The 13,987-nt window shown below is 56.3% G+C and carries 14 protein-coding genes and 1 other RNA gene; 10 read left to right on the top strand and 5 right to left on the bottom strand.

Translation table 11 applies throughout. From position 1 onward, the window contains the following. Nucleotides 1-6 precede the first annotated feature (6 nt). The 5 genes from IAE30_RS13105 to IAE30_RS13085 all read left to right on the top strand — a co-directional run bounded on the left by IAE30_RS13105 (nt 7) and on the right by IAE30_RS13085 (nt 5,721). Nucleotides 7-654 (top strand): DUF4310 family protein, encoded by a 648-nt coding sequence (locus IAE30_RS13105; RefSeq protein ID WP_038644496.1) that lies wholly within the window; start codon nt 7-9, stop codon nt 652-654. A gap of 159 nt (nt 655-813) precedes the next feature. Beyond that, nucleotides 814-1,947 carry an amidohydrolase/deacetylase family metallohydrolase gene (locus IAE30_RS13100; RefSeq protein ID WP_200536586.1) on the top strand — a complete coding sequence of 378 codons (1,134 nt, stop codon included), beginning with the start codon at nt 814-816 and terminating at the stop codon, nt 1,945-1,947. Continuing rightward, the gene (locus tag IAE30_RS13095; protein WP_200679935.1) at nt 1,931-3,052 is read left to right on the top strand and encodes a DgaE family pyridoxal phosphate-dependent ammonia lyase; all 1,122 of its coding nucleotides are present in this window, start codon (nt 1,931-1,933) and stop codon (nt 3,050-3,052) included. The genes IAE30_RS13100 and IAE30_RS13095 overlap by 17 nt, the downstream gene beginning before the upstream one ends. Further along, the gene (locus tag IAE30_RS13090) at nt 3,049-3,786 is read left to right on the top strand and encodes a KDGP aldolase family protein (protein ID WP_038644502.1); all 738 of its coding nucleotides are present in this window, start codon (nt 3,049-3,051) and stop codon (nt 3,784-3,786) included. The genes IAE30_RS13095 and IAE30_RS13090 overlap by 4 nt, the downstream gene beginning before the upstream one ends. Before the next feature lie 24 nt (nt 3,787-3,810). Beyond that, nucleotides 3,811-5,721, top strand: a complete 1,911-nt coding sequence (locus IAE30_RS13085; RefSeq protein WP_045816566.1) for a transcription antiterminator — start codon at nt 3,811-3,813, stop codon at nt 5,719-5,721. Nucleotides 5,722-6,006: 285 nt separating this feature from the next. Here IAE30_RS13085 and IAE30_RS13080 read toward each other — a convergent pair whose 3' ends face one another. Further along, the gene (locus IAE30_RS13080; protein ID WP_038644506.1) at nt 6,007-6,909 is read right to left on the bottom strand and encodes a LysR family transcriptional regulator; all 903 of its coding nucleotides are present in this window, start codon (nt 6,907-6,909) and stop codon (nt 6,007-6,009) included. Between the two features lie 129 nt (nt 6,910-7,038). On the opposite strand from IAE30_RS13080, the gene IAE30_RS13075 reads away from it, so the two are divergent. Next, on the top strand, nt 7,039-7,740 hold the full coding sequence (locus IAE30_RS13075) for a pirin family protein (RefSeq protein WP_200679933.1): 702 nt from the start codon (nt 7,039-7,041) through the stop codon (nt 7,738-7,740). Between the two features lie 71 nt (nt 7,741-7,811). On the opposite strand, the gene dolP is transcribed toward IAE30_RS13075, so the two are convergent. From dolP to IAE30_RS13055, 4 genes are read right to left on the bottom strand one after another with little or no spacing between them, the layout of a single operon-like run. Beyond that, nucleotides 7,812-8,384: a division/outer membrane stress-associated lipid-binding lipoprotein gene (gene dolP / locus IAE30_RS13070; RefSeq protein ID WP_045832880.1), complete on the bottom strand. Its 573-nt coding sequence runs from the start codon at nt 8,382-8,384 to the stop codon at nt 7,812-7,814. A 14-nt stretch (nt 8,385-8,398) separates the two neighbouring features. Further along, nucleotides 8,399-8,986, bottom strand: a complete 588-nt coding sequence (gene diaA, locus IAE30_RS13065) for a DnaA initiator-associating protein DiaA (protein WP_034829211.1) — start codon at nt 8,984-8,986, stop codon at nt 8,399-8,401. A gap of 14 nt (nt 8,987-9,000) precedes the next feature. Continuing rightward, nucleotides 9,001-9,396, bottom strand: coding sequence for a YraN family protein (locus IAE30_RS13060; RefSeq protein ID WP_200679931.1), 396 nt, complete (start codon nt 9,394-9,396; stop codon nt 9,001-9,003). Beyond that, complete coding sequence (locus tag IAE30_RS13055) at nt 9,354-11,429, bottom strand: penicillin-binding protein activator (RefSeq protein WP_200679929.1); 2,076 nt, start codon at nt 11,427-11,429, stop codon at nt 9,354-9,356. Before IAE30_RS13055 ends, IAE30_RS13060 begins: the two co-directional genes overlap by 43 nt. A 62-nt stretch (nt 11,430-11,491) precedes the next feature. Here IAE30_RS13055 and rsmI point away from each other — a divergent pair, with 62 nt between their 5' ends. From rsmI to mdtI, 4 genes are all read left to right on the top strand, one after another. Continuing rightward, nucleotides 11,492-12,355, top strand: coding sequence for a 16S rRNA (cytidine(1402)-2'-O)-methyltransferase (gene rsmI / locus IAE30_RS13050; protein WP_038644515.1), 864 nt, complete (start codon nt 11,492-11,494; stop codon nt 12,353-12,355). Between the two features lie 33 nt (nt 12,356-12,388). Then, nucleotides 12,389-12,765, top strand: an RNA gene (gene rnpB, locus IAE30_RS13045) — RNase P RNA component class A. A gap of 437 nt (nt 12,766-13,202) precedes the next feature. Further along, nucleotides 13,203-13,553 carry a multidrug/spermidine efflux SMR transporter subunit MdtJ gene (mdtJ, locus tag IAE30_RS13040; RefSeq protein ID WP_045814844.1) on the top strand — a complete coding sequence of 117 codons (351 nt, stop codon included), beginning with the start codon at nt 13,203-13,205 and terminating at the stop codon, nt 13,551-13,553. Further along, nucleotides 13,540-13,869 carry a multidrug/spermidine efflux SMR transporter subunit MdtI gene (gene mdtI, locus IAE30_RS13035; protein ID WP_038644519.1) on the top strand — a complete coding sequence of 110 codons (330 nt, stop codon included), beginning with the start codon at nt 13,540-13,542 and terminating at the stop codon, nt 13,867-13,869. The genes mdtJ and mdtI overlap by 14 nt, the downstream gene beginning before the upstream one ends. The last annotated feature ends 118 nt before the right edge of the window (nt 13,870-13,987 follow it).

Below are 13,987 nucleotides of genomic sequence, written 5' to 3'. Positions count from 1 at the left end.
TTGAGAATGAACGAGACCGAAAACAAAGGGTTCTGGTACGCCGACTGGTCTTTCCCGATCTTTGTCGGCCTGCTGTCCGCCGGGGTGTTTGCCGGTACGCACATGTACTACCTGTACGGCATCGGCGCATTTAACGAAGTGGCGTTTGTTTCAATGCTGCGTTCCGGCATGGAAACCGGCGTGTATGGCGCCGTGGCGGCGTTTGGTGCCAGCTTCCTGTTTGCTCGCATCATCGAAGGTTCGCTGGTCGGGATTCTGGATATCGGCGGCGCGATTCAAACCGGAGTCGGGCTGGGCGTTCCCGCTTTACTGCTGGGCGCGGGCATCGTGTTCCCGGTGGCGAACTTTGCGGCATCACTGGCAACGGGCCTGGTGGTGGGTTTAGCCATTGGCTATCTGATTATCCTGGCGCGTAAGTTCACCATCAATCAGAGCGACTCCACTTACGGTGCGGACGTGATGATGGGTGCAGGTAATGCTTCCGGCCGCTTCCTTGGGCCGTTGATTATTCTGTCTGCGATGGCGGCATCGATTCCCATCGGCCTCGGTTCGCTGGTGGGTGCGCTGTTGTTTTATCTGTGGAACAAACCGATCACCGGTGGCGCGATTTTAGGTGCCATGGCGTTAGGCGCGATGTTCCCGGTTTCGCTGTAAAGCTGTCATCGATTTAACGGTCGCCCTTCATGGCGACCCTACGATTGAACAGTACATTCTGTGGGGGGCGCATTAATGCCCCCACACAGATGTGATGCAGATTCTGTAGGGTGCGCATTTATGTGCACCAGGCTGAATGCAGGTTGTTAAGGAGTAAATATGTTTGATTTGATTCTGCGCCGCGCGCGTTTGTGCGACGAACAGCTGGTGGATATCGCCATCCAGCAGGGCAAAATTGTCGCGGTCGGCGACGTCAGCGGTTCAGCTCAGCAGGAGCGCGATTTAGAGGGGCGCTATTACGTCAGCGCAGGCTGGATCGACAGCCACGTGCACTGCTATCCCAAATCCCCCATCTATCACGATGAAGCCGATGCGATTGGCATGGCGCAGGGCGTCACTACCGTGGTTGATGCAGGCAGCACCGGCGCGGATCATATCGACGATTTCTATCAGCTCACCCGTTCCGCCATCACCGAAGTGCGCGCGCTGATCAACATCTCACGCACCGGCATCATCACCCAGAACGAGCTGGCCGATATGGCGCAGATTGACGGTGACGCCGTGGTGCAGGCGGTGAAACGTCGCCCGGACTTTATCGTGGGGCTGAAAGCGCGCATGAGCAGCAGCGTGGTGGGTGAGAATGGCATTCAGCCGCTGATTCGCGCCAAAGCTATTCAGCAGGCGGCGGGAAATCTGCCACTGATGGTGCATATCGGCAACAATCCGCCGGTGCTGGAAGAGATTGCCGATCTGCTCACTTCCGGCGACATCATTACTCACTGCTTTAACGGCAAACCAAACCGCATTCTTTCACCACAGGGTGAGTTGAAAGCGGCAGTGAAAAACGCCATCGCGCGTGGCGTAAAACTGGATATCGGCCACGGCAGTGCCAGCTTCAGCTTTGAAGTGGCCCGTCAGGCCATCGCGCAGGGCATTCTGCCCGACACCATCAGTTCGGACATTTATTGTCGCAACCGCATCAACGGCCCGGTACATAGCCTGGCGCACGTGATGTCGAAATTCTTCAGCATTGGCATGACGCTGCCGCAGGTTATCGACTGCGTCACCGGCAATGCCGCGGCTGGCCTGCGCTTAGCGGGCAAAGGGCGCTTAACAGAAGGTTATGACGCCGACCTGACCATTTTTACCGTCAAAGAGGAAGCCCGCCCGTTCGTCGATGCTGAAGGCGAACGGGTTTTGGGTGAGCAACATTTGCTGCCGCTGGCCGTGGTTATCGCGGGTAAGTGGCATCTGACTGATGAAGGGAAAGCTAATCATGTCTTCGATTTATGAAAAATATGACCTGAAACAGGTCATCAATGCCTCCGGTCGTATGACCATTCTGGGTGTTTCAACGCCGTCTGCCGATGTGGTGGAGACCGTCAGCTACGGTTTGAATCACTATTTCGAGATCAAAGATCTGGTCAACAAAACCGGCGCCTACATCGCTAAATTGCTGGATGTGGAAAATGCGGTGGTGGTTTCCTGCGCCTCTGCGGGCATCGCACAGAGCGTGGCGGCGGTGATCGTCAAAGATAACGACTGGCTGCTGGACAACCTGCATGCCGCGCCGCTGACGGTGCCGCACGATATCGTGGTGCCGAAAGGCCATAACGTGAACTTCGGTGCGCCGGTAGGTGCGATGGTGGCGCTGGGCGGCGGACGTCTGGTGGAGGCTGGTTACAGCAACGAATGTTCGCCTGAACAGCTGGCTGCCGCCATCACGCCCACCACGGCGGCGCTGTTGTACATCAAATCACACCACTGTGTGCAGAAGAGCCACCTGAGTGTGGAGCAGGCGGCGGTGGTCGCGCGTCAACACGGTATCCCGTTAATCGTGGATGCGGCGGCAGAAGAAGAACTGCAGTGCTACTACCAGATGGGTGCGGACCTGGTGATCTACAGCGGCGCCAAGGCGATTGAAGGGCCGACCAGCGGTCTGGTGATTGGCCGCACTCAGTACGTTGAGTGGGTAAAACGTCAAAGCAACGGTATTGGCCGCGCGATGAAAGTCGGTAAAGAGGGCATTCTCGGTCTGACGCAGGCGATTGAAAACTATCTGGTGCAGCCGAAAACCACCGGCGCTGAGATGGTGGCCAACATGACGCCGTTTATCGACAACCTCAATACGCTGAATGGTGTGTCCGCACGCGTAGTGTGGGATGCGGCAGGCCGAGATATCGCCCGTGCTGAGATCAAGTTCGATGAAGCCGTCACACAATGGCCAACCGGCGAGCTGGTGCAGGCGTTGAAAACCGGCGACATCGCTATCTACTTCCGTGGCTACAAGGCCAATGAAGGCATTATCGAAGCCGACGTGCGCAGCGTCAGCGCCGATCAGTTGCATATTATCTTTAGCCGTATCCAGGCGTTACTCAGCGGAGGAAAACGCGCATGAGTCTGAACCCGAATTTTTATCAGGGCCGTCTGTGCCTCAACGTGCTGGCCGGTTCTAAGCAGAACGCCAAAGAGATCTGGCAGGCCGCAGAAGGCCATGTGCTGGTGGGCGTGTTATCAAAAAATTACGCGAGCAATGAAGAAGCGATTGCTGATATGCGCGAGTACGCGGCGCTGATCGACAACGCGCTGTCCGTCGGACTGGGCGCGGGCGATCCTAATCAGTCGGCGATGGTGAGTGAGATCTCAGCGGTGCTGCAACCGCAGCACGTGAACCAGGTGTTTACCGGTGTGGCGACCAGCCGCGCGCTGCTCGGGCAGAATCACACCGTGGTCAACGGTCTGATTTCGCCAACCGGCACGCCGGGCCTGGTGAAAATTTCCACCGGACCGCGCAGCTCGCAGCTGGAAGATGCGATTGTGCCGATCGACAGCGCCATCGCCATGCTGCAGGACATGGGTGGCAGTTCGGTGAAATACTTCCCGATGGGCGGCTTAAAAGCGGTGAATGAGTACCGTGCCGTTGCTGAAGCCTGTGCGCGTCACGACTTCTGGCTGGAACCGACCGGCGGCATCGATCTCAATAACTTCGAAGCCATTGTGCAGATTGCACTCGATGCGGGCGTCAGCAAAGTGATTCCACACGTCTATAGTTCGATCATCGACAGTGCCACTGGCGACACGCGCATTGACGATGTGCGTCAGCTTCTGGCAACGTGCAAGAAACTGCTGTAACAAACGAGTCACAGGTGAAGCTCCGTGAGATTTCCCAATCAGCGTCTGGCCCAACTTTTCGCTGCGCTGCAAAACGAAACGCTGCCGCAGGATGAGCTGGCGCGCCGCTTTTCTGTTTCAACGCGCACGGTGCGCACCGATATCACCGCGCTGAATGCACTGCTGGAGCAACACGGCGCACAGTTCGTACTGGCGCGCGGCGCGGGATATCAGCTGAAGATCGACGATGTGGCGCTTTTTGACCGTCTGCAGGAAGAGAGCGCCGCGCCGCTGCGCGTGCCGCGCACTTCTCAGGATCGCGTGCGCTATTTGCTCACGCGTTTTCTCACCGCCGCCTATTCACTCAAGCTGGAAGACCTGTCGGAAGAGTGGTTTGTCAGCCGCGCCACCCTGCAAAGCGATATGGCGGAAGTGCGCGAGTGGCTGGGCCGCTATCATCTGAATATCGAAACCAAACCGCATTACGGCATGAAGTTGTTCGGCAGCGAAGCGGCGATCCGCACCTGTCTGACGGATTTGCTGTGGCAAATTGATCAGGAGATGCCTGATAGCCCGCTGTTGACGGTGGAAGCGCTGCACAGCGGCATCCTGGCACAGCTGGAACCGCTGTTGCAGCACTGCTTTAATCAGTATGCGATTCGCCTGAGCGATGAGGGCGAGCGCTATCTGCAAATTTACTGTGCGGTGGCGGTGCGACGCATCAGCGAAGGTTTCCCGCTCAACGATCCTGGCGCGGAAGATGTCGGTGAAGAGGTGCGGGAAGCCGCGCATCATCTGGTGAATCTGATGCAGCCGCTGGTCGGCAAACCGATCTCGCAGGCGGAAGAGAACTGGCTGCGTGTGAATATCGCCGCCCGGCAGATTCAGGCGCTGTCGCCCAGCACCATTAATGCTGATGATGCCGATGCGCTGGTCGACTACCTGCTGAACTACATCAACACCCATTACAACTACCGCTTGCAGCAGGATGAGCAGCTGCGGGCCGATCTGCTCACCCATATCAAAACCATGATCACCCGGGTGCGCTACCAGATTCACATCCCCAATCCGCTGCTGAGTAACATAAAACAGCACTATCCGATGGCGTATGACGTGACGCTGGCGGCGGTGACCAGTTGGGGAAAATACACGCCCTATAGCATCAGCGAGAACGAAATCGGTTTTCTGGTGCTGCACATCGGTGTCGGGCTGGAGCGGCATTACGATGTCGGCTATCAACGCCATCCGCAGGTGCTGCTGGTGTGCGACAGCGGCAACTCCACACTGCGCATGATTGAAGCGCTGCTGCTGCGTAAATATCCGCAGTTGGTGGTCACGGCGCGTTTGTCGCAGCGTGATTATGAGATGCGCGAACACATCGACGAAGATTTCGTGATTTCCACCGTGCGTTTGAGTGAGAAGAATAAGCCAATTGCGGTGATGTCACCGTTCCCGACCGAGTTCCAGCTGGAGCAGTTGGGCAAGCTGGTGCTGGTGGATCGCACGCGGCCTTACATGCTGGAAAAATATTTCGATGCACAGCACTTTATGGTGCTGGATAAGCCAATGACGCAATCCGCGCTGTTCCGCGTGTTGTGCGATCAGCTGGAGTCAGAAGGCTGTGTGGATGCGGACTTTTATCCCTCCGTTGAAGAGCGAGAAGCGATTGTCAGCACCCTGCTCGGCGAAGGCATTGCGCTGCCACACTCACTGGGTTTGCTGGCGAAGAAAACCGTGGTGTATACCGTGCTGGCACCGCATGGCGTGAGCTGGGGTGATGAAACCGCTTCGGTGATTTTCCTGCTGGCGATCAGCAAAAGCGAATACGAAGAGGCGATGGCGATTTACGATCTGTTCGTCACCTTCCTGCGGGAGAGGGCGATGACCCGATTGCGCGATTGCGCGGATTTCGTCAGCTTTAAAGCGGTGGCGATCGATTGTCTCAGCCGGATGTGATGGTAAACCTGGGTGGGATGAAGCCAGCACGACAATGTCCGGCATGCATCCGGGCTGACGAGGTTTGAGATGAATGCCAGCACGACAACGTCCGGCATGCACCCGGCTGACGAGGTTTGGGATGAATGCCAACACGACAACGTCCGGCATGCATCCCGCCCCAGGATGTTTGGGAAGCATGTCGACGCTTTACTATTCGGGCTGGGTGCCGGGCTGTGATGATTGGGATGAATCTCCCGCTACACTTTTAGGGGAGAGTCGGCATTTATGCCGACCAGATCTTAATCAGCTACGCTGCTTCGCCAGCAATCGCGGGATCTCACGCAAGCACCACGCTTTGGCTTCACCCATGCTATCGCGGCGCCACGCCATAATAATATCCACTTCACGGGTGTATTCGGCACTCACCACACGCAGACGGCCTTCGGCGATATCCTGTTCCACCATCGGATAAGGCATGGTGGCGACACCCAATCCTGCCAGCAGGGCGCGACGTTTATCGTCCATGCTGCTCACCGTCAGGCGCTGCTGTTTGTCCAGTAATTGCACCGTTAACACCGGGCGTTCGCGCGCGGTATCCGCCACCGCGATACCGCGATACTTCACGCGCGTCACTTCAGACAGCGGTTCGGCTTCCTGATGAATCGGGTGATCCGGACTGGCCACGTAGACGCTCATAATGCTGTAGAGCTTACGGGTGTTAATCTCGGTTGATGCACGGAAATGCATATCAGGCGCAATCACGATGTCCGCGCGGCCCTGTTCCAGACGCTCCCAGGCACCGGCCAGCACTTCCGTCACCAGCGAAATCTGCGTGTTGGCTTTCTCCGCCAGCTTTTCAACGACAGGAAACAGCAGATTAGTGGGGATCAGTGCTTCGGCCACGATGGTGAGATGGGTTTCCCAACCGCGTGCCAGCGCTTCGGCATCGGTGGTGAGTTTATCGGCCGCTTCCAGCAGCACGCGCCCACGCTCCAGCAGCATACGCCCGACATTGGTGAACTTGGTGCGATGGCCGGAGCGGTCAAACAGCACCACGTCCAGTTCCTCTTCCAGCTTCTGCATGGTGTAGCTCAATGCAGAGGGAACGCGGCCCAGTTCATCGGCTGCCGCAGCAAAGCTACCACGACGATCAATAGCATCCATCACACGTAAAGCTTCGAGTGTTAACGCGCGGTCTTTTGCCATGCCGGTTCTCTGTCAGTAAATTTGAATATGCCAGGCAGATTAACTGGCTAACAATCCGGCGTCCAGCCTTTTACCATTAACGTATAAAGCCTGTGGTCGAATCTCACCGCAGTGCGTCGGAGGTAAATCATGATGACAACCCGCTGCGCGTCAGCATGTGGCCAGGCCGATTTCGGTTGGTTGCAGGCGCGATACAGCTTCTCTTTTGGCCACTATTTTGACCCGAAATTAATGGGCTACGCTTCATTGCGTGTGCTTAATCAGGAAGTGCTGGCACCTGGTGCGGCGTTCCAGCCACGCAGCTATCCGCAGGTGGATGTGCTGAACCTGGTGTTGCAGGGCGAAGCAGAGTACCGCGATAGCGAAGGTAACCACCTGATCGCGCGGGAAGGCGAAGCCATGCTGCTGTCGGCGCGGCAGGGCGTGAACTACAGTGAAATCAATATCAGCAAAGATCACCCACTAACACGTATGCAGCTGTGGCTGGCGGCCTGCCCGGATCGCGAGAATCCGCTGCTGCAGAAAATCGCTGTGCCGCAGCAGACCCGTTTCTTGCTGGCCTCGCCAGACGGCGTGGATGGCAGCCTGCAACTGCGTCAGCAAGTTTGGGTCCATCAGGTGATACTCGCACCCGGTGAGCAGCATACGGTGAAACTGAACGGTCCTCGCGCCTATCTGCAATCCATCCACGGTTCGTTGGATCTGCAGGCAAGTAGCGCCAATCAGGAGTTACTGAGCTGCGGTGACGGCGCGTTCTTGAGTGAAGAACAGCAGATTACGTTGCAGGCGAAATCGCCGCTGCGTGCCCTCGTCATCGATTTACCGGCATAAAAAAAGGCAGCCCGCTGAGGCTGCCCTTGTCTGTGGTCGGGGCGCAACTGACTGCGCCCGTCAGATGCAGATTACTTTAGGATGGTGAACGCGGTCGTTACGTGTTTCACACCGCTCACACGACTGGCCACATCGGCCGCCGCAGTGGCTTCCTGTTGTGTCACCAGACCCAGCAGGAACACTTCACCGTTTTCCGTGGTCACTTTCACGTTCGACGATTTCACCTGATCGCTACCCAGCAGCTGCGAGCGGATTTTGGTGGTGATCCAGGTATCGGATGATGACGTTCCGAGGCTCACTTTCTGGCCGGTACGGATTTCGTTATACACTTCGGTGGCACCCTCTACGCCCATCGCAATCTGCTTGGCGCGGCTCGCCAAATCAGCCGATGGTGATTGGCCGGTCAGCAGTACTTTGCCCTGATAAGCGGTGACCACGACGCGCGCCTGGTTTTTAATTTGTTCATCTTTAGCCAGTGCGTTAGTGACACGCAGTTCCAGCGTACCATCATCCACTTGCGTACCCACAGTGCGCGGGTCCGTTGCCGTTTTGGTCGCCACAGCGGCGCCGCCTGCCACAACGGCAACACAGCCCTGCAGCATCATGGCAGTTAAAAGAATGGCGACAGCGTTCAATGCTTTCATTTGAGCTCCTTCAGTCATTCCTGGTGTGGGAACAAAGTGTTATCAATCAAATCACACAGGCAGTTCAGCGTCAGCATATGCATTTCCTGAATGCGTGCACTGCGATGTGACGGAATGCGAATTTCCACATCGTGCGGACCCAACAGGCCCGCCAGCTCACCGCCATCATGGCCGGTCAGCGCGACGATAGTCATATCGCGAGTCACCGCAGCTTCAACCGCTTTAACAATATCGCGGGTGTTGCCACGGGTTGAAATAGCCAGCAGCACATCACCGGCCTGACCAAGCGCGCGAACCTGCTTGGCATAAACTTCATCGTGGAGACGATCGTTGCCGATTGCCGTCAGCATGACATTGTCGGCGCTCAGTGCCAGCGCAGGCAGGCTGGGGCGCTCGGTCTCAAAACGGTTAATCATACTGGCGGCAAAATGCTGAGCATTGGCCGATGAGGCACCGTTACCACAACTCAGGATTTTGTTACCGTTCAGCAGCGACTGCACCAGCGTCATAGCGGCGCGAGAAATCGCGTCCGGCAGTGCCTCCGCAGCGGCGATTTGAGTCTGAATACTTTCGGTAAAACACGCTTTAATTCTGTCCTGCACAAGACCACCTGGTTCTATCCATCGGCATTAAAGGCATCGGGCAGCCATTCCAGCTCACGCCCGGTAATGGCAATGATGTCAAAACGGCAATTCACCGTATCAAAACTGCCGCCGCGTGCCAGCAACCACCATGCAGCGGTACGCAGCAGCTTTTGTTGTTTCTGGCGCGTCACGCTGGCGGCGGCACCGCCGTAGCGCGCATCGCGTCGATAGCGCACTTCGACAAACACCCAGCAATCGGCGTCTCGCATAATGAGGTCAATTTCCCCACTGCGGCAACGCACGTTGCTGGCAATCCATCGCAGCCCGGCGCGCTCCAGATAGCCACGCGCCTGCTGCTCTTGCTCAGCGCCAATGCGCTGGCGGTTTATTGCACCGGAACGATTTGTCCCTGACGATACTGGTTCCATGCCAACTTCCTGTTGATCACGCAATCCGTGTCGGCGCTCAGTTTGCCGGTGTTGCCGTCAATGGCAAAGCCAGGCACCTGGCGCATCTGGTTAAAGTGATTCGCCAGCGTCCAGGCATCAATGCCCATCGCGTAGAGGCGAACCAGCGAATAATCGTTGTTAAACGACTTCGCCGCCTGCTGCATCAGACCCGGATTGTTACCGGAGAGCAGCGGAATATCACTGAACTGCAGGCCATCCATTTCCAGACGGAAGTCTGGACCGGCACCCGCCTGCGCACTGCGGGAGCTGGCATACAGTGCGATGTTGTTGCGGCTGCTGGTGCGCATCGCAATCATCGGTTTGATCAGTTGCAGCTCGTCCTGGCTGGCCACGATATACACTGCATCCACACTGCCGCCGCTGGCATCGGCCGTTGGCGCTGGCGGGGTGGTTTGCGGCGCCGGAATGGTCAGGCCCGCAACAGCCACGCCGGCAGACTGCGGCTGTTCAACCGTCAGCGGCGTGCCACTCAATGCGATACCGGCCCCGCTATTAATACCTTGTTTCAGCTCAGAAACGCCACCGAAACGCTGTTGCAGTACGGTTGAACCGCCGAGTTTCTGCCACTCCTGTGCGAACGCCTTGCTGACGCGATCGCCATAGCTGCTACGCGGTACCAGCAGTAATGGCTTGCGTTTGCCTTGCTCGTAGATATGGTGCGCGGCATCGCGCGCTTCGTCTTCAGGAGAAAGCGCAAAATAACAAATATTCGGATGGTTCTGGATCTGTTCTGGCTCATTCAGCGCCAGCACGTTAAGGGGTGTCTGGCTATTCACCACCGACTCGACGTCGTTTTTCAACAGTGGACCCACCACGATGGTCGCGCCATCCTGCTGTGCCTGCTGCATCACCTGAGCAATCGGCTGGCTGCTGGTGTCATAAACTTTAACCTGAGCGCTGCTGTCCGGCTGAGCAGCCGTTGTCGCCGGTTGTGCGGCGGGCTGCGGCTGTTCGGTCTGTGGCGGCATATTACCTGCCATGGCCGGGCTGACAACCGTGTTAGCGGCAGCGTTAGCATCCACAGGCTGTTGTGCATTGGCATCGCCAGTCTGTTGTGCTGACGGCTGACCATTGGCATCGGTTGCCGCTGGCGCAGCAGGGGCGGGTTGCGGGGCTGGGGCAGTTAACACGCCATTTTTGGCATCGTTAAAACCTTTCTGAATCGCATTGGCAAAAACCTGTGCCTGGCCATTCAGCGGCAGCAGTAGCGCGATGGTGCTGGTCGAGGCTTTGGTGAAGTTTTGCACCTGGCTAAGCTGCGTCGGCAGCGTTTTCGCGCCCGGATTCTGCGGATAGCGCGTCTGCCAGTCTTTGATCGCGGCTTTCAGCATCTGCGGGTCCTGGCTATTGGTGTGCCAGGTATTGAGCAGATCCAGCCAGCCTTGCAGGGTGTTCTCATTGGCGTTAATCACCAGGCTGTTCAGCTGATCCTGCGTCATTTGCGTCAGAGCTTGCCAGGTGGCGTCAATATTGCTCTGGTGGTCGGCGCCTTGCAGCAGCGGTTCCTGAGCAATATAGGCGCGTAAGAGCGCGAGTGAAGGGCGATTCTGTGCCGCAGCGATTTGCAGTGCGTAGTAGCGTACCTGCTGATCCTGAGACAGGCCATCAGTCTTCACCTGACCCAGCGTCTGCTGAGCGCCGCCGAAATCCTGCTGACCAATCTGCATCTGCGCGCGCAATAATTGCAGTTCCTGCTGCTGCACTGCAGAGAGCTGCTGTGGCAGTTGCGAGATCTGATCGTTAGCCTGCGGATACTTTCCTTCCTTCAACAGGGCACGGATGGCAAGTAATTGCCAGTCGGTCTTGCTATCATCGCTGCTTTGCTGCACCTGCTGCAGATAATAGTCAGACCGGCCAGTAGCAGGCCCCTGAATATTGACGTTGGAGGTTTGCTGCGGTCCCTGGCCGCTACAGGCGGCTAAAATCAGTCCAGCGAGAAGAACAGGTACAAAGCGTCCTGCTTTATGACGTACGACTTTTGAAGGAAGCATACTGTATCCAGTGATGTTTTTTTCTAGATGCTCAATATTAAATCGGCAATTCGGATGAAACAATGAAACAACTCGATCGGGCAGAGATTTCTGCCAGCACGCTCTATATCGTTCCTACCCCGATCGGTAACCTGGGTGATATCACGCAGCGTGCGCTGACGGTGCTTGCGAGCGTCGATCTGGTCGCAGCGGAAGATACACGTCATACCGGGCTGTTGCTACAACATTTCGCCATCAATGCGCGACTGTTCGCACTTCACGACCACAACGAACAACAGAAAGCAGAAGTGTTGTTAGCCAGGCTGCAAGAAGGCCAGAGCATTGCGCTGGTCTCGGATGCGGGCACGCCATTAATCAACGATCCTGGCTATCATCTGGTACGTCGCTGCCGTGAAGCAGGTGTGCGCGTGGTTCCGTTGCCGGGTGCCTGCGCGGCGATTACAGCATTAAGTGCGGCGGGGTTACCGTCAGATCGTTTCTGTTACGAAGGATTTCTGCCCGCCAAGAGTAAAGGCCGCTGCGATGTGCTGCGCTCCCTCGAGAATGAACCACGTACCCTCATTTTTTATGAATCCACTCACCGTTTGATCGATAGCCTGCAAGATATGGTGAGCGTATGGGGTGCCGATCGCTATGTGGTGCTGGCGCGCGAAATTACCAAAACCTGGGAAACCATCCAGGGCGCGCCGGTGGGCGAGCTGCTGGCCTGGGTATTGGAAGATGAAAACCGTCGCAAAGGCGAGATGGTGCTGATTGTTGAAGGGCACAAGGCCGATGAAGAAGCGCTGCCTGCCGAAGCGTTGCGCACCCTGGCGTTGCTGCAAACTGAGCTGCCGCTGAAAAAAGCCGCTGCGTTAACGGCGGAAATTCATGGCGTTAAGAAGAACGCCCTGTATAAGTACGCGCTGGAGCAGCAAGAGGCGTGACAAACGCGGGCGGATCGCCTATTATCCCGCGCCGAAGCTGACCAGACAGTCGCCGCTTTGTCGTCGTCCCTTTCGGGGGAGACGGGCAGAGGGGAGGAAAGTCCGGGCTCCATAGGGCAGGGTGCCAGGTAACGCCTGGGGGGCGCAAGCCTACGACCAGTGCAACAGAGAGCAAACCGCCGATGGCCCAGTAATGGGATCAGGTAAGGGTGAAAGGGTGCGGTAAGAGCGCACCGCGCGACTGGCAACAGTTCGTGGCACGGTAAACTCCACCCGGAGCAAGGCCAAATAGGGGTTCACAAGGTACGGCCCGTACTGAACCCGGGTAGGCTGCTTGAGCCAGTGAGCGATTGCTGGCCTAGATGAATGACTGTCCACGACAGAACCCGGCTTATCGGTCAGTTTCGACTTCTTTATGGAAAAACCCCGCTCCGGCGGGGTTTTTGCTATCCACTACACTCTTTATGAAAAGAACCCGGCATACCGATAATTAAATAAATTCTCGTTCGCAGAGAATAAAAAACGCCAAAGCGTAAAGAAATGAAAATCCCGCATAATAAAATAGACCTTATGCCAGAATAGGCGCGTGTTTAACTACCGAGGACAATTATTCATCCACATCGACGAAAAGCAACAACGTGGATAAGTTGTAAAATTATGGACAAAATGCTCGCCCCAATGATGGCAACCTCTATTTATCTCTCCGAACACTTCCACTGCTCGATCTGCGACCAGCACTGGCGTTTCGCGCTGTAGCGCCACACTCTCCTTATTTAAAAATATTCTTAAAATTTTTCACGCGTCTATTCCGCGTGATGGCTCTTTATTTCTCTTAAGGAGAGAAAGTATGCGCTATTGGTTTTTGTTAGCTCTCGCTATCCTGGCTGAAATAACCGGCACGCTCTCAATGAAATGGGCTAGCGTCAATGAAGACAACGCGGGTTTTATTTTTATGCTGGTGATGATCGCGCTCTCTTATATTTTCCTGTCTTTCGCCGTAAAACGTATCGCTTTAGGCGTGGCCTATGCGATGTGGGAAGGTATCGGCATTCTGTTTATCACCCTGTTCAGTGTCACACTGTTCGATGAAACCCTATCGCTGATGAAAGTGGCTGGCTTAATCACGCTGGTGGCGGGAATTGCGCTGATCAAATCTGGCACGCTGACACGCAAGGAGCTGCACCATGGCCACGTTTAATGCGATACACGTTGCCTGGCTGGCACTGGCGATTGGGCTGGAGATCGTCGCTAATATCTTTCTCAAATACTCCGATGGTTTCCGCCGTGTAATTTACGGCGTGCTCTCACTGGTCGCGGTGCTGGGGGCGTTCAGCGCCTTGTCACAGGCGGTTAAAGGGATCGAACTCTCAGTCGCTTATGCGCTGTGGGGCGGTTTTGGTCTGGTGGCAACGGTGGCAGCCGGATGGGTGCTATTTGGTCAACGTCTGAACCGTCTCGGCTGGCTTGGTGTTGGGTTGCTGATTGCGGGGATGCTGTTGATCAAGTTCGCTTAAACCTGGCTTTAGCGGCACGAGCTGTCCCGGGTTGTGCACAACAGAAATGGTCAATCGGGTGTTTTTACACCTCGCATTCAATCGGTAATCCGCGCTCAACGCACTCCTTCAGGAAAAG

Origin of the sequence: Pantoea sp. S61 (genome assembly GCF_016625145.1) — a bacterium.
Taxonomy (GTDB): Bacteria; Pseudomonadota; Gammaproteobacteria; order Enterobacterales; family Enterobacteriaceae; genus Pantoea; species Pantoea rwandensis_B.
Note: the sequence above shows the minus strand (reverse complement) of the source record. Positions and strands in the feature narration are given on the sequence as shown.